At 64.2% G+C, this 15,379-nt stretch carries 15 protein-coding genes; 10 read left to right on the top strand and 5 right to left on the bottom strand.

Annotated features, from left to right (window positions below):
* Positions 1-105: 105 nt before the first annotated feature.
* Positions 106-750, bottom strand: a complete 645-nt coding sequence (locus Q2941_RS14580) for an invasion associated locus B family protein (protein ID WP_027523472.1) — start codon at positions 748-750, stop codon at positions 106-108.
* A 128-nt stretch (positions 751-878) separates the two neighbouring features.
* On the bottom strand, positions 879-1,718 hold the full coding sequence (locus tag Q2941_RS14575) for an SDR family oxidoreductase (RefSeq protein WP_458192876.1): 840 nt from the start codon (positions 1,716-1,718) through the stop codon (positions 879-881).
* Positions 1,719-1,936: 218 nt separating this feature from the next.
* On the opposite strand from Q2941_RS14575, the gene Q2941_RS14570 reads away from it, so the two are divergent.
* The 4 genes from Q2941_RS14570 (at position 1,937) to Q2941_RS14555 (ending at position 5,500) form a co-directional block, all read left to right on the top strand.
* On the top strand, positions 1,937-2,911 hold the full coding sequence (locus Q2941_RS14570; RefSeq protein ID WP_458192875.1) for an NADPH:quinone oxidoreductase family protein: 975 nt from the start codon (positions 1,937-1,939) through the stop codon (positions 2,909-2,911).
* 23 nt (positions 2,912-2,934) lie between these two features.
* Positions 2,935-3,123, top strand: coding sequence for a hypothetical protein (locus tag Q2941_RS14565; RefSeq protein WP_156944352.1), 189 nt, complete (start codon positions 2,935-2,937; stop codon positions 3,121-3,123).
* 315 nt (positions 3,124-3,438) lie between these two features.
* Positions 3,439-4,305, top strand: coding sequence for a hypothetical protein (locus tag Q2941_RS14560; RefSeq protein ID WP_254109554.1), 867 nt, complete (start codon positions 3,439-3,441; stop codon positions 4,303-4,305).
* Between the two features lie 25 nt (positions 4,306-4,330).
* The gene (locus Q2941_RS14555; RefSeq protein WP_027523468.1) at positions 4,331-5,500 is read left to right on the top strand and encodes a TAXI family TRAP transporter solute-binding subunit; all 1,170 of its coding nucleotides are present in this window, start codon (positions 4,331-4,333) and stop codon (positions 5,498-5,500) included.
* Positions 5,501-5,771: 271 nt separating this feature from the next.
* On the opposite strand, the gene Q2941_RS14550 is transcribed toward Q2941_RS14555, so the two are convergent.
* Together Q2941_RS14550 and Q2941_RS14545 are read right to left on the bottom strand one after the other, a co-directional pair.
* Positions 5,772-6,161, bottom strand: a complete 390-nt coding sequence (locus Q2941_RS14550; protein WP_027523467.1) for a YkvA family protein — start codon at positions 6,159-6,161, stop codon at positions 5,772-5,774.
* Positions 6,162-6,252: 91 nt separating this feature from the next.
* Positions 6,253-6,558, bottom strand: coding sequence for a 4a-hydroxytetrahydrobiopterin dehydratase (locus tag Q2941_RS14545; protein ID WP_027523466.1), 306 nt, complete (start codon positions 6,556-6,558; stop codon positions 6,253-6,255).
* Between the two features lie 151 nt (positions 6,559-6,709).
* On the opposite strand from Q2941_RS14545, the gene Q2941_RS14540 reads away from it, so the two are divergent.
* On the top strand, positions 6,710-8,158 hold the full coding sequence (locus Q2941_RS14540) for a TAXI family TRAP transporter solute-binding subunit (protein ID WP_458192874.1): 1,449 nt from the start codon (positions 6,710-6,712) through the stop codon (positions 8,156-8,158).
* Between the two features lie 105 nt (positions 8,159-8,263).
* A complete protein-coding gene (locus Q2941_RS14535; RefSeq protein ID WP_458192873.1) occupies positions 8,264-9,811 on the top strand; it encodes an alkaline phosphatase D family protein in 1,548 nt (515 codons plus the stop codon).
* A 9-nt stretch (positions 9,812-9,820) separates the two neighbouring features.
* On the opposite strand, the gene Q2941_RS14530 is transcribed toward Q2941_RS14535, so the two are convergent.
* Complete coding sequence (locus tag Q2941_RS14530) at positions 9,821-10,228, bottom strand: response regulator (protein WP_458192872.1); 408 nt, start codon at positions 10,226-10,228, stop codon at positions 9,821-9,823.
* Between the two features lie 160 nt (positions 10,229-10,388).
* On the opposite strand from Q2941_RS14530, the gene Q2941_RS14525 reads away from it, so the two are divergent.
* The 4 genes from Q2941_RS14525 to Q2941_RS14510 all read left to right on the top strand — a co-directional run bounded on the left by Q2941_RS14525 (position 10,389) and on the right by Q2941_RS14510 (position 15,291).
* Positions 10,389-11,186, top strand: coding sequence for a Crp/Fnr family transcriptional regulator (locus Q2941_RS14525; protein WP_051389774.1), 798 nt, complete (start codon positions 10,389-10,391; stop codon positions 11,184-11,186).
* A 51-nt stretch (positions 11,187-11,237) separates the two neighbouring features.
* On the top strand, positions 11,238-11,861 hold the full coding sequence (locus tag Q2941_RS14520) for a hypothetical protein (RefSeq protein ID WP_458192871.1): 624 nt from the start codon (positions 11,238-11,240) through the stop codon (positions 11,859-11,861).
* A gap of 242 nt (positions 11,862-12,103) precedes the next feature.
* Entirely contained in the window at positions 12,104-13,930 is a 1,827-nt protein-coding gene (gene typA, locus Q2941_RS14515) for a translational GTPase TypA (protein WP_458192870.1), read from the top strand.
* Positions 13,931-14,043: 113 nt separating this feature from the next.
* Positions 14,044-15,291: a flavin monoamine oxidase family protein gene (locus tag Q2941_RS14510; protein ID WP_458192869.1), complete on the top strand. Its 1,248-nt coding sequence runs from the start codon at positions 14,044-14,046 to the stop codon at positions 15,289-15,291.
* Positions 15,292-15,379 lie beyond the last annotated feature (88 nt).

Genomic DNA, 15,379 nt, shown 5'->3' with positions numbered 1-15,379 from the left:
GCGGTTCGAGACGGCGCTTGCGCGCCTCCTCACCGTGAGGGGAAGCAGCTTTCAAATAGGCGTTTGAAAGCCCCCAAACAACGCCAAATTGGCGCGAAACGCACCCTACCGCTTGCAGTCTTGCGCGATTCGATCGAGGGCCTGCGCCAGGCCCTTGAGCGAGAAGGTGTCGGTGGTCTCGGTCCCCTTGGCCGAGACGCCCTTGACCACGAGATCGGCGGATTTGCGCATGGCCTCGACCATCCGCTCCTCCTCGGCCGCGTTCTTGATCCAGAGGCCGTCGCCTTGCGTGTACATCGCGTAGGACGCGCCCCCGACCTCGAGGGTCGATTCCGAGCCCGGTTTCAGCGCGTAGCCGATCATGACCGAGACTTCGTTGTTGACCCTCTCCGACGGCCGGGTGGAGACGAAGGCATAGGCCGGATCGCGCGGGCGGTTCGGCGGATTGGTCTTCGAGGACGAGGGTTTTGCCAGCGCAAAACAGACTTTCTTGCCGTTGGGCGTCGCCGAATAGGCGCCCCAGGTGCCGAACTGGCCGATCAGGGACGGCTCCGCACCGCCTGCAATGGCCGGAGGCGGCGCCACCGGTTTACTCTCGGGCTTTGCCGCCGTCTTTGCTGCGGTCTTGGCATCCGCGGCCGGCTTAGCCACTGCCTTCGGCGCCGGTTGCGCGGTTTGCGCGCGCGCAAGATCGGCGATCCCACACGCCACCACGCCAGTCATCAAGGATAAAAAAAGCACCCGCCACATCCTGGAGTGGTTCCCTCAATATTGTGACTGGAAGATGGCCCGGCTGGACTTTGTCCCGCACCCAAAATAGCCGGTAAGAGCCTGATTCGGAACGAGGTTACAGGGAAGAAAGTCCTAGTCTTTCGGTCTTAGCCCTTGGATCTGGCGGCGCGCTGCGCGGCCCATTGCGCCTCGGTCCAGCCGAGCAGGTCCTCGGCGCCGGAACTGCGCAAATGCGCGCCGCCGTCGATCACCACCATCTCGCCATTGATATAGCCGGCGCGGTCCGAGACCAGAAAGCTGGCGAGATCGGCGAGCTCGGCATGCTCTCCGGTGCGGCCCAGCGGATTGCGCGACGCCCAGCCCTCATCGCGGCCCTCCGGGCGCAGCTGGCCGGAGGCGCCGGCGGTCGGGAACGGACCCGGCGCAATCGCCAAGGTGCGGATGCCCTTCGGCCCCCATTCAACCGCGAGGCTCCTGGTCATCGCCAGCACGGCCGACTTCGCCATCGCTGAGGGCACGGTGAAGGCACGGCCGGTAATGGTCGAGGTCGAAAGGATCGAGAGCACGACGCCTTTGTGCGCGCCTTCGATCCAGCGGCGGCCCGCCGCAAGCGTGCAATACATCGCGCCGTGCAGCGTCGGCGCCAGGATCGCGTCCGCGGCACGGAATGAGAGATGCTCGCTCTGCGCGATGAAGGTCGCGGCCGCATTGTTGACGAGGATATCGAGCGGCGCCTCGCGCCAGATCTGATCCATCATGCCATCGACCGCCGCGCCGTCGCGGACATCACAGACGATGGTTGTGACCTTGCCGCCGGTCTCGTTTCGCATCTCGCTGGCGGCAGCCTCGAGGCGATCGCGCTTGCGGCCGCAGATCACGAGCTCGGCGCCGAGCGCGCGGAAGCGACGCGCCATCGCAGCACCAAGTCCGGAGCCGCCGCCGGTAACCAGGATGCGCTTGTCCCTGAGCAGGCCTGTTTCAAACATCGTTTGAATCCTCCCGTTCGCAAACATCGCCATTGCGAGCGCAGCGAAGCAATCCAGACTGTCGCCGCGGAAAGATTCTGGATTGCTTCGCTGCGCTCGCAATGACGGAGAATAGGCCTACGCATCGCTTTGAACAAAGAAACCGGATTGTGGGCTGGCGTTAAATCCGGCAAAAGCAGGCAAACTATAATTCTGCTTTGAAACGCCTAGGTGTCGCCATGAAAGCCATCCTCTGCTCGCAATATTGCCAGCCCGACGATCTCGTGTTGGCCGATGTACCGGATCCGGTGGCAGGGCCCGGCGAAGCCGTAATCGCGATCAAGGCGGCGGCGCTGAATTTCTTCGACATCCTGATGATTCAGGGCAAGTACCAGGTCAAGCCGCCGTTCCCGTTCTCACCGGCCGCCGAAGTCGCCGGTGTGATCGAGAGCATCGGCCCCGGCGTGACCGATCTGAAAGTGGGCGACCGCGTGGTGGCCTCCTGCGGCCATAACGGCGCGCGCGAGAAGATCGCGCTGCCGGCGGCTTCGATCGTGAAGATTCCGGACAATCTCGATTACGACCGTGCGGCCGGAATCATCATTATCTACGGCACCGCGCTGCACGCGCTCGAGGATCGCGCGAGCCCGAAGCCGGGCGAGACGCTTGCGGTGCTCGGCGCTGCCGGCGGCACCGGCCTGGCGGCCTGCGAGCTCGGCAAGCTGATGGGCCTGAAGGTCATCGGCTGCGCCTCGTCGGATGAGAAGCTGGCTTTTGCGAAAGCGCACGGCGCGGAGCTGACGCTCAACTACGGCAAGGAAGATCTGAAGGAGGGCCTGCGCAAGCTCACCGACGGCAAGGGCGTCGACATCATCTTCGATCCCGTGGGCGGCGCCTATGCCGAGCAGGCACTGCGCTCGATCGCCTGGGAAGGCCGCTTCCTGGTGATCGGCTTTGCCGCCGGCGACATTCCAAAGATGCCGCTCAACCTCGCGCTGCTGAAGGGCTGCGATATCCGCGGCGTGTTCTGGGGCGCCTGGACGCGGCTCAACCCGGCGAAGAACCGCGCCAATCTGGAGAAGCTCGTGAAGTGGACGGCGGAAGGCAAGATCTCCTCCCACGTCGACCGCACCTTCCCCCTGGCGCAGACCGCCGATGCGCTGAAGGTGCTGGCCGGCCGCCAGGCGATGGGCAAGGTGATCCTGCATCCCTGACGTCGCGCGGATGTTACGAAACGTTGCTCGCCACAAACCTGGCCGTCATCGCCGGCCGCACATTCAACTGTCATCCAACTGTCATCGCCCGCCTTGCGCGCAGTTGCGCACTGGAGCGGGCGATCCAGTATTCCAGCGACGTCAGGCGCATGCGGAGAAGCCGCCGCGTACTGGATTTCCCGCTCGCCGCCTACGCTAAAGCCTTGGCGTAGCCGGCCTTGGCGTAGCCGGGTCGCGGGGAATGACCGCGTAGAATGTGGTGCATGCAACGGGCCTCTCGCAGCAGACCGCCGGATTTAAGGTAAAAGTTCCCTCAACCACCGCGATCAAAATTGCGGTGCACGTCCCGCTCTTGCCTCAATCAAACCCAAATGTTTCCTGATTCGCCCAAACCGTGGTCGTCTTTTGGGCTGAATCGGACGGCGATTTACCGGTTCCAGTGAGCGGGGGCTTCTGGACAACAATAAGAAGACTTCACCCGGGATGCCCCCAGCGCGTTGCGTTTAGTAATAGGGGAGCATCAGACCATGGAGACGACGGCCTACCGTCTGTCCAAGACATCTCGGGCGTTCGACGCCGAGCAAGTCATGACCGATCTGGACGCCATGCCCTATCATCTGGCACAGGCCGACCGGACCGAGCTTTCACCGCACGATCCGATGCCGCTGTTTTTGTCCGATCCGCAGGGCACGCCGGATCCACGAGAGTTTACCCCCCGCCGCGCGCGGCGCGTCGGCCTCGCGACGCAAATCGTCGCCAGTGTGCTGGCCGCATCCGCGATCGCAGTGCTGGTCACGTTGTTCCACTCCGACGTCAGCCGCCTGTTCGCCGCCAATGCTACGGCATGGATAAGCAGCGTGGCGGCCGAGGAGCCGGCGACACCACCGGCCCCGGTCGCACGCCAGACCCCGCTGAAGGATCCGGCCCGGGTGTCGAACCCGATGCAACTCGCCGCCGCAGAAGCCAGGGAAGTCACGGCGCCGGCGCCGCCGAGCCGCGAGGCGATCGCGACCGCCTACCAGAACGCGCTGCAAGCGCAGACGCCGGCACAGGCCGCCGCCGCGCCCGTCGCGCCGCCGCCCGCACCGCTGGCGCCACCTCAGCCCGTCAAAACGCTCGACGCCGACACGCTGGCCGGACTGATGACGCGCGCCAGGAGCCTGATGACCATCGGCGATATCGCCGCCGCCCGGCTGCTGCTCGAGCGCGCGGCGAATGCGCAGGATGCGACAGCGGCGTTCGTTCTGGCGCAGACTTTTGACCCGGCCGTACTCGGCACCAAGGATACGCGCAGCATCACCGCGGATCCCGCCACTGCACGAAGCTGGTACCAGAAGGCCGCTGCCCTCGGATCCGCGGAGGCGCGGGCGCGCCTCACGCAACTTCAGGACTAGGATTTCAATTTAAGCAGAGGACATCATGCGTAACGCTTTGAGAATGGCGCTAGCCGCCATCGTGACGATGTGTGGCCTGTCAGCACAGGCCGAGCAGACCGAATACGACCCGAGCAAGGTCTCGGACAGTCTGAAGGCGATCTTCCAGTTCGGATCGGTCTCGACCAAGCAGGCGTTGAACGCCAACACGGTCACGCTGATCACCGGCACCATCGGCGGCACCTATGTGCAGTTCGGCGCCGACCTCGCCTCCGTGCTCGATGACGGCAACAAGCTGCGCGTGCTGCCGATCGTCGGCCGCGGCTCGGTGCAGAGCGTCGCCGACATCCTGTTCCTCCAGGGCGTCGATCTTGGCATCGTGCGCGCCGACACGCTCGACTACCTCGAGCGCAAGGGTTTTGCGAGCGACATCAAGAAGCAGTTCACCTACGTGACCAAGCTCTACAATGAAGAGATGCAGGTCATCGCGCCGAAGTCGATCGCGACACTGAAGGACCTCGAGGGCAAGAAGGTCAGCGTCGACCTGCCCAATGGCGGCACCTTCGTCACCGCGCTCACGGTGTTCGAGCGGCTCGGGATCAAGGCCAACTTCGTCTATATCGAGCAGCGCATCGCGATGGAGAAGCTGAAGGCCGGCGAGATCGACGCCGTGATCGTGGTCGGCGGCAAGCCGTACAAGTCGGTCTCGACCTTCAATAATGATGGCCGCTTCCATCTTGCGGGCGTGGACTACGCCAAGCCGCTCCAGAGCGACTATCTGCCGGCGACGCTGACGGCAAAGGACTATCCGAACCTGATCAAGGATGGCGAGACGGTCGATACGATCGCGGTCCCGGCCGTGCTTGCCGCCTATAATTGGGGGCCGAAGACGGATCGTTACCGCAAGATCGCACTGTTCGTGGACGCGTTCTTCACGAAATTCCCGACGCTGCAGAACCCGCCCTTCCATCCGAAATGGAAAGAGGTCTCGCTCGCGGCCCCGTTGTCGGGCTGGAACAGGCTGCCGGTGGCGCAGCAATGGCTCGACAGCCACGGCGTCGAGCCGGTGGCGCGCCAACGCTTCGAGACATTCCTGAAGCAGAACCCCGCGGCGGCGAAGGTGTCCGAGACCGACAAGGAAGCGCTGTTCAAGCAATTCCAGGCCTGGGAAGCGGAGAACGGCTCGCGGGCGCAGGCGAGGTCGGAGAAGAAGTAGCGGCAAACACCGTCATTGCGAGGAGTGAAGCGACGAAGCAATCCAGACTGCCACCGCGGAAACATCTCTGGATTGCTTCGCTTCGCTCGCAATGACGAGCTTGTGGAACGCTAGCGCTGCACTCTCACTGTCATCACCCGCCTTGTGCGCGATTGCGCACTGGAGCGGGTGATCCAGTATTGCAGAGGCAGCGCAAGGACACGGATAAGCCGCGGCGTACTGGATTGCCCGCTTTCGCCGGCAACGACGGCGGAGCGTGTTACTCCCGCGACTACGCGGCTTCCGCCTCTGCTTCGCCCACACCGCGCTTCAGCGCGGCGCGGGCGGCTTCGCGGTGATCTGGCGTGATGTGGCTGGCGACCAGCTTGATTGCGGTCGCGAGCACGGCGGCATCATCGGTGAAGCCGAGCATCGGCAGCATGTCGGGCACGACATCGAACGGCAGGATGAAATACGCGATCGCGCCCAGCAGCGATGCCTGCACATGGCGCGGCGTCTGCTTGTCGAAGGCGCAGTAATAGGCGGCGAGCAGATCCTCGGCGAACGGCAGGTGCGCGACCACGCGCTTCAGCTTGCGCCAGAAACGCCGGCGCACGGTCTCGCGGTCTTCCGCCCGCCGATCGGCCGGCTCAAAGCCGACGCTGTGTTCGGCAGCAGCCATGGTCCAAAACTCCCCGTTCAGGCCGGCGCGGCCGATGGCCGCATCCAATGCCGATCACAAGATGGGGATGCGGCGGCATTGCAACAAGACGTCAGCCAAGGCCTGCCTGTGTCGCGATGGCGTTCATCGCCTTGGCGAGCTCGATATCGAGCGCGGTGACGCCGCCGGCATCATGGGTCGAGAGCACCACCTCGACCGTCTTGTAGACGTTCTTCCATTCGGGATGATGGTCCATCTTCTCGGCCACCAGCGCGGCACGTGTCATGAAGCCGAAAGCCTGGTTGAAATCCCTAAAGGTAAACGTCCTGCCGATCGCCTCGCGGCCACCGGTCTCGGTCCAGCCGGATAGTTCGCTCAAGGCCAGCTTGCGTGCTTCCGCCGACAGCCGCTCCGTCATGATCGCCTCCGTCTTCAGGGGAACTTTACCCTAACACCGTGCTGACGCCGGGGTTCATATGGAGTTGTCCTCCATCCGCTAACCATGACGCAGATGTAACCCTGACGGGCAAGAAATTTGCTACAATTGCGGGGGTAATGACCAGGCCAAGATGAAACCGAGCCTGAAACGCCTGTATGGGAGATCGATGACCGGGGGCCTGGAGCTGGCCGAAACACCCACACCGACGTCGCCGCGATCGGCGGCGCGGAAGACCATGCTTGTTTCGCTCGCGTTCGTGCTTGCTGTCGTCGGCGCGCTCGTCGGCGGCTATTATTTTGCCATGCGCCCGGTGACGCTCAGAATCGCCGTTGGCCCGGCCAACAGCGACGACGTCAAGGTCGTGCAGGCGCTGACGCAGGCTTTCGTCCAGAGCAAGGGCTATGTCCGGCTGCGTCCGGTCCAGACCGAGGGCGCCACCGCGAGCGCCGAGGCGCTCGCCGAGAACAAGGTCGACCTCGCCATCATCCGCGGCGATCTCGACGTGCCGAAGACCGCCCAGGCGGTTGCGACGTTGCGCAAGAACGTCGTCGTGCTCTGGGTCCCGGCGACCGGCAAGGGCAAGAAGAAGGGCGCCAAGATCACCAAGATCGCGCAGCTCGCCGGCCATCGCATCGGCGTGGTTGGCCGCACCCAGGCCAACGTCAATCTCCTGAAGGTGATCCTCCAGCAATACGGCGTCGATCCCGCCAAGGTGGAGATCGTGCAATTCCCGGCCAATGAAGCCGCCGAAGCGATCCGCACCCAGAAGGCCGACGTCTATCTCGCCGCCGGCCCCGTCAACAGCAAGATTACCGCGGATGCGATCGCCGCCTCCACCAAGGACGGCGGCACGCCGACCTTCCTCGCGATCGATTCGGCCGACGCGATCGCGCAGAACCATCCGGTCTATGAAGCCGCCGAGATCCCCGCCGGCACCTATGGCGGCTCGCCCGACCGGCCCGATGACGAGGTCAAGACGATCAGCTTCGCGCACCACATCGTGGCGCGCAAAGGCCTGTCGGACACTACCGTCGCCGCCTTCACCCGGCAGCTCTTCGCGATACGCCAGCAGCTGGTGACGGAATTCCCGCTGGCGGCGAAGATCGAGACGCCCGACACCGACAAGGACGCCGTGATCCCCGTGCATCCGGGCGCGGCCGCCTTCGTCGACGGCGAGGAAAAGACCTTCCTTGACAGATACAGCGACTACATCTGGTGGAGCCTGATGGCGCTCTCGGCGATGGGCTCGATCGGCGCCTGGTTCGCCGGCTACCTGAAGAAGGACGAGCGCGACAACAACAGCCATCTGCGCGAACGGCTGCTGGACATGATCGCGGCGGCGCGGCGCTCGGAGACCGTCGACGAGCTCGACCAGATGCAGGGCGAGGCCGACGACATCCTGCGCGACACGCTGCGCTGCTTCGACCACGGCGCCATTGAAGAAAGCGCGCTGACCGCCTTCAACATCGCGCTCGACCAGTTCCACTCCGCGGTCGCCGACCGCAAGGCGCTGCTGCTCAGCCTGCCGCAGAACCTGCAGCGCGCCGGTGCCCAATTCCGCGCCGCCGGCAACGCGTAAAAGCTTCCGCGCGTAATCGCTGCGTCACATTGTCTCAATATAGCGTTGGCTTCGCAGTGACGGCTGCCACCGCAGTCGTCCCGACCGATTTCGAGACGCCTTTCCATGAAAATCAAATTCTCCCGTCGCCAATTCCTCTCCACCAGCGCCGGCGCACTCGGCGCGATCGCGATGCCCTATGTGTCGCGCGCGGCCGACCGGCCGCTGATCACCCATGGCGTTCAGTCCGGCGACGTCACGGTCGACGGCGGCGTGGTCTGGGCGCGCGCCGATCGTGCCTCACAGATGCTGGTCGAGGTGGCGACGACGGATAGCTTCAAGGACGCCCGCGCACTGCCGCCGATTGCCGCGCTGCCCGAGAGCGATTTCACCGCGAAGATGCTGGTCGAAAATCTGCCCGGCGGTCAGGACATCTTCTACCGCGTCCGTTTCCGCGATCTCTCTCACACCGCGATCGAGAGCGAGCCGGTGGTCGGCCGCTTCCGCACCGCGCCCGCTGACCGCCGCGACGTCAGCTTCGTCTGGGGCGGCGACGTCGCCGGCCAGGGCTGGGGCATCAACCCCGACGACGGCGGCATGTTCACATTCTCGGCGATGCGCAAACACCGTCCGGACTTCTTCCTGCATTCCGGTGACACGATCTATGCCGACGGCGTGATCCCCTCCGAGGTGAAGCTTGCCGACGGCAAGATCTGGAAGAACGTCACCATCCCCGAAAAGGCCAAGGTCGCCGAGACGCTCGACGAGTTCCGTGCCGCGCACAAATACAACTTCACCGACGACAATGTCCGCGCCTTCAATGCCGAGGTGCCGATCTTCGTGCAGTGGGACGACCACGAGGTGACCAACAACTGGTCGCTGTCGAAGGATCTGCCGGCCGCATACAAGGAGCGCAACGTCACCCTGCTCGCCGCGCGCGCCGCGCGCGCCTTCCACGAGATGTATCCGATGCGCGAGAGCATCGTGGAGCCGGGCCGGGTCTATCGCCAGATCTCCTACGGCCCACATCTCGACGTCTTCATGCTGGACGAGCGCAGCTATCGCGGCCCCAACGGTCCGAACCTGGAGACGGAATACGGCCCCGCGTCCTATTTCCTCGGGCCGGATCAGATGGCCTGGCTGAAGCGCGGCCTCCTGAACTCGCGTGCGACCTGGAAGGTGATCGCCTCCGACATGCCGCTCAGCATCCTCGTTTACGACGATGCTGCGAACAAGAAGGGGTCGGAAGCCTTCGCGCAGGGCGACGGGCCGGTGCGCGGGAGAGAGTTCGAGATCGCCGACCTCCTGCGCTTCATCAAGATGGCGCCGATCAAAAACACGGTGTGGCTGACCGCCGACGTCCACTATACGGCCGCGAACTACTACAATCCGGACAAGGCGCAGTTCCAGGAATTCGAGCCGTTCTGGGAATTCGTCTCGGGGCCGCTGCATGCCGGAACGTTCGGACCGGGCGAGATGGACAACACGTTTGGACCCGAGGTGCGTTTCGTCAAGGCGCCCGGCCTCGACAAGCAGAACTTGCCGCCGTCGGCCGGCATGCAGTTCTTCGGTCACGTCAAGATCGACGGCGCAAGCGGCCAGATGACGGTGACCCTGCGCGACCGCGCAGACACCGCGTTGTGGTCGACGACGCTTGAACCGAAGCTCGCTTAGAGCACACTGCTACCTGGAGGCACGCGCGCGCAGCGCGGCCTCCATCGCATCACTCGAGCAGGGTTTTTGCAGCCGCGGCACGCCAGCGAACTCGGGCGGAATCCTCGTCTCCGCGCCGTAGCCGGTGACGAAGACGAACGGGATTTTCAGCGCAGCCAGCCGCTCGGCGATCGCAAAGCTCGTTTCGCGGACCAGCTCGACATCGAGGAGCGCAAAGTCGGGCGCGCGGTCGGTGATCGCATCCAGTGCGCGCGCAACGGATGCGACTGTCCGCACATCCTTCACGCCGAGCCCGAGCAGGCGTTCTTCGAAATCGATCGCGATGATGGGATCGTCCTCAACGATCAGCACATCGGCGGGGACATCGGAGCCGTCGAATGAAGCGCGCTGCATGGTCTCGTCGATTGAGGGCTGCATGATGTTCCAATCAAGACGGTTTCAGCCCGATGCCTGCGCCCCGCGCATCGGAGGTTCCAGGAACGAAGCGCACCACATCACCGTTTCTCCGTCTGTCCACTTGTGCACACAGGCGGCGAGCGGAACCAGCTAATGTCGGGGGAGATCGGAGAGCGTTGGGATGGATGCGCGAAGCAACAGGACAGCCGAGATTGCGAGCCGGCCCTACAACAATCTGCTGCGGCGACTGAGCCAGGCCGACTACGCGCTGATCGCGGCGCATCTGACGACCGAGGCAACATCGGCGAACGAGCTGCTCTACAATCCCGGCGACGACGTCCAGGTCGTGCATTTTCCCTGCGGGCCGTCGCTTGCGACCTTCCTCGTTCCCAACGAAGACGGCCGCGACGTCGAGACCATTCTGGTCGGCCGCGAGGGCGCCGTCGGCGGCGTCGTCAGCGAAGGCTATCTGCCGGCCTATACGCGGATCGTCGTGAAGTTCGGTGGCCCCTTCGTGCGCATCCATGTCGGCAAGCTCGAGGCCGCCAAGCGCAGCTCGCCGACGCTGCGCAACATCTTTGCGCGCTACGCCGACTGCATGCTGGCGCAGATCTTCCAGTCGACGGCCTGCAACGCCATCCACTCGATCGAGCAGCGCACCGCCAAATGGATTTTGGCCGCGATGGAGCGGATCGACGGCAACGACAGCGTGCCGCTCACGCACGAGCAGCTGGCGACCCTGCTCGGCGTCGGGCGTAGCTACGCGAGCCGCGTCATCCAGTCGTTCAAGGCGCAAGGCCTGATCGAGACGCGTCGCGGCTCGATCCTGGTGTACAACCGCGAGGGCCTCAAATTGCGGGCCTGCCTGTGCAACGACGCGGTGAAGGGCCATTTCGAGGAGGTGCTGCGCGGGGTGTATCCGACGGAGGAAGAGGATATCGGCGTGGAGGCGGGTCGATCCCCTCGCCGCGCGACGTGAACCCACGCAAAGAGCGCTGCTACAAAACCGGGGTATCCATGGAGGACTACCTTGGCCGTCGATTATTGGTGGGTCGGCTTTTTCGTCGACGACGCGACGCGTCAGCGCCTCAAACCACACTTCAAGGCAGCCGCTGCGAACAGCAGCCTTTCGATCGAAGCGGAGCAGGCGATCGCGGCTTGGCGCGCCAACCCAGGCGATTTCGAGGAAGCGGCCTTTTGTTCAAACCCAGAAACGGCGGCTCAAACCAACGCCTTCATTTGCGCGTTCGGCCTTCCCGGGTTTGTCGAGCTTGCAGTGCAGTTGCTGATTGAGGGCCACGAGCTCTCCGGGATCGCCAACGAACAAAACCTGTTCGGTATGGTCATCACGTCCCGGCATGCACCGGTGAGTATCGTCTGGCACGCGCTGGGCGCAGAACGCTCGGAGCTGCTGCCTGGCCGGATGGGCAACATGCTGCTGGCTCCAAACGAGGTTGAAGCCGCCCTTGAGGCGACCCATCGGGCCTATTCGGGCCTGGCGACGAACGAGATGCTGACGAGGGCAAGGCGCTATTGCGGTCACAGCGTACGAGACGACGAGCTGCGCGAGACGCTCGACTTTCTGCCCGGAGGGCTCGCGGAAGCCCGCGGGAGGAACCTGGGGTTCGCCACGCTGGCATGCCCAAGACTTTGAAAGAATTTGACCAAACCCCGTGGTAGAACGGCCAGGCGACGGCCAAAGAAGCCATTGTTTTTTAGCGTTTTCTGACTATATTGCGCTGCAAACGCGTTGAGGTGCCCGGCTTTGATGGCCGGGCTTCCTTTTTGGGCGGAAAGCGCCCGTTTCTCAGGTTTCCAGCGTTATCCGAAAAAGAGGTCCCGGTCTGACCGGCGAGATCGCGCTAACCCATTGTTCGACCGCAAAGAAGCTCACTCATGAACCTTCGTAACGTCGCCATCATCGCTCACGTCGACCACGGCAAGACGACCCTCGTCGACCGCCTCCTCCAGCAATCCGGTACCTTCCGCGAGAACCAGAAGGTGGCCGAGCGCGCCATGGACTCCAACGATCTGGAGCGCGAGCGCGGCATCACCATTCTGGCCAAGGCGGCCTCGGTGCAGTGGAAGGACACCCGCGTCAACATCGTCGACACCCCCGGCCACGCCGATTTCGGCGGTGAGGTCGAGCGCATCCTGAACATGGTGGACGGCGCGCTGGTGCTGGTCGACGCCGCCGAAGGCCCGCTGCCGCAGACCAAGTTCGTGGTCTCCAAGGCGCTGAAGGTCGGCCTGAAGCCGATCGTCGTCATCAACAAGGTCGACCGCCCCGACGCGCGCCCGACCGAAGTCATCAACGAGGTCTTCGACCTGTTCGCCGCGCTCGATGCCAGCGAGGAGCAGCTCGACTTCCCGATTCTTTACGGATCGGCCAAGCAGGGTTGGATGGCCGAGAGCCCTGAAGGTCCGAAAGACAAAGGCATGGAGCCGCTGTTCGACCTGATCCTGCGCCACGTCGCGCCGCCGAAGGTCGAGGAAGGCCCGTTCAAGATGATCGGCACCATCCTGGAGGCCAATCCCTATCTTGGCCGCATCATCACCGGCCGCATCTCCTCCGGCGTGCTCAAGCCGAACCAGCAGGTCAAGGTGCTGAATGCCGACGGCAAGCTGGTCGAGCAGGGGCGCATCACCAAGATTCTCGCCTTCCGCGGGCTCGAGCGCACGCCGCTCGATGAGGCCGAAGCCGGTGACATCGTCGCCATTGCCGGCCTCACCAAGGGCACCGTCGCCGACACCTTCTGCGATCCGACCGTCGAGGTGCCGCTGCCGGCACAGCCGATCGATCCGCCGACCGTGTCGATGTCCTTCATCGTCAACAACTCCCCGCTCGCCGGCACCGAAGGCGACAAGGTGACGAGCCGCATGATCCGCGACCGTCTGCTCCGCGAAGCCGAAGGCAATGTCGCGCTGCGCGTGGTCGAGGCCGACGACAAGGATTCGATGGAAGTTTCGGGCCGCGGCGAATTGCAGCTCGCTATCCTGATCGAGACCATGCGCCGCGAGGGTTTTGAGCTCTCGGTGTCGCGTCCGCGCGTCGTGCTCCAGAAGGACGAGGCAACCGGCGGCGCCATGGAGCCGATCGAGGAGGTCGTGATCGACGTCGACGAGGAGCATTCCGGCGTCGTCGTGCAGAAGATGAGCGAGCGCAAGGCCGAGCTCATCGAGATGAAGCCCTCTGGCGGCAACCGCCTGCGCCTGGTGTTCTACGCGCCGACCCGCGGCCTGATCGGCTACCAGGGCGAGCTTTTGACCGACACCCGCGGCACCGCGATCATGAACCGCCTGTTCCACGGCTATGCGCCGTACAAGGGCGAGATCCAGGGCCGTCGCAACGGCGTGCTGATCTCCAACGACCAGGGCGACGCGGTGGCCTACGCCATGTTCAAGCTGGAAGACCGCGGCCCGATGATGATCGAGCCCGGCTGGAAGGTCTATCGCGGCATGATCGTCGGCGAGCACACCCGCGACAACGATCTCGAGATCAACGTGCTCAAGGGCAAGCAGCTCACCAACATCCGTACCACGTCCAAGGACGAGGCGGTGCGCCTGACCCCGCCGATCCGGATGACGCTGGAAAAGGCGCTCGCCTATATCGAGGACGACGAGCTCGTCGAGGTCACGCCGAAGTCGATCCGTCTGCGCAAGAAGCACCTCGATCCGAACGAGCGCAAGCGCGCGGAGAAGGCCAAGGAAGCGGTGGCGTAAGCCACTCACGCTGTCATTTCTTGGTCATCTCGCTGTCATCACCCGCTTCGCGGGTGATGACGCTCACGTGGTGGTGGCTTTGGCGCACACAACAGACGTGCTAGAGCCCAGCCATGACCTCCCTCCCCTCCTCCGTCGACGTCGCAATCATCGGCGCGGGCGCCGCTGGTCTCGGCGCAGCCCACGCGCTGAAGGATTGCGGCCTCTCCATCATCGTACTGGAAGCGCGCGACCGGCTCGGCGGCCGCGCCTGGACCGTGCAGGCCTCGCCTGAAGTGATCTTCGATGTCGGCTGCGGCTGGCTACATTCGGCAGACAAGAACTCCTTCGTAGGAATCGCCGAACGCCTGAATTTCGAGGTCAACAGGGATCTTCCACCCTGGCGCGATCGCGCCTTTGGCGAGGTGTTTCCGGACAGCGAGCGCGAGGACTTCGGACGCGCGATCGACGAATTCTACGAGCGTGTGTCCGAAGCTGCGCAAGACCGCGAGGATGCGCCAGCCGAACGCTATCTCGAACCCGGCAATCGCTGGAACCCGATGATCAATGCAGTCTCGACCTATGTGAACGGCTGCGAGCTCGACCGCGTCTCGATTCTGGACATGGACGCCTACGAGGACACCTACTTCAATTGGCGCGTACGGGCCGGATTTGGCGCGCTGGTCGCGGCCTACGGTGCGTCATGTCCAGTGGCACTGAACTGCAAGGTCACGCTGATCGATCACTCCGGCAAACGCATCCGGCTCGAAACGTCGCTTGGCACGCTCGATGCTGCAAAGGTGATCGTCACGGTACCGACCAACCTGATTGCAGATGAAGCGATCCGCTTCTCGCCGCAGCTCCCGGCCAAGGTCGACGCCGCGCGCGGCCTGCCGCTCGGCGTCGATGACAAGGTGACGCTGGCGCTGGAGAACGCGGAAGCCTTTCCAAGCGAAGGCAATTTGCGCGGCGCCACCATGCGCACCGCCATGGGCACCTATCACATCCGCCCGTTTGGTCAGCCCTGCATCGACGGTTTTTTCGGCGGCCGCTTTGCACGCGAATTGGAGGACGCCGGCGACGGCGCCTTCGCAGCCCAAAGCATCGACGAGATCGCGGGTTACCTCGGCAACGACATCAGGCGCATGCTGAAGCCGCTGCGTGAGTCCCGATGGGCCCACGATCCCTTCGCCCGCGGCGCCTATTCCCACGCGCTCCCGGGTCATGCCGGCGACCGCGCCGTGCTGGCGGCTCCCGTCGATGGGCGGCTGTTCTTTGCGGGCGAGGCGACGTCGCCGAACTTTTTCTCGACGGCGCATGGAGCGCGGGACAGCGGAGAGCGGGCGGCGAATGAAGTGCTGGCAACGATGGCAAAGGCGTAGCAACAAACTCCGTCATTGCGAGCGGAGCGAAGCAATCCAGAATCCCCCGCGGAAAGATTCTGGATTGCTTCGTCGCTTCGCTCCTCGC

This window comes from Bradyrhizobium sp. UFLA05-153 (genome assembly GCF_054185185.1).
The sequence above is the reverse complement of the archived record's forward strand: the minus strand, read 5'-3'. Positions and strand labels throughout refer to the sequence as shown.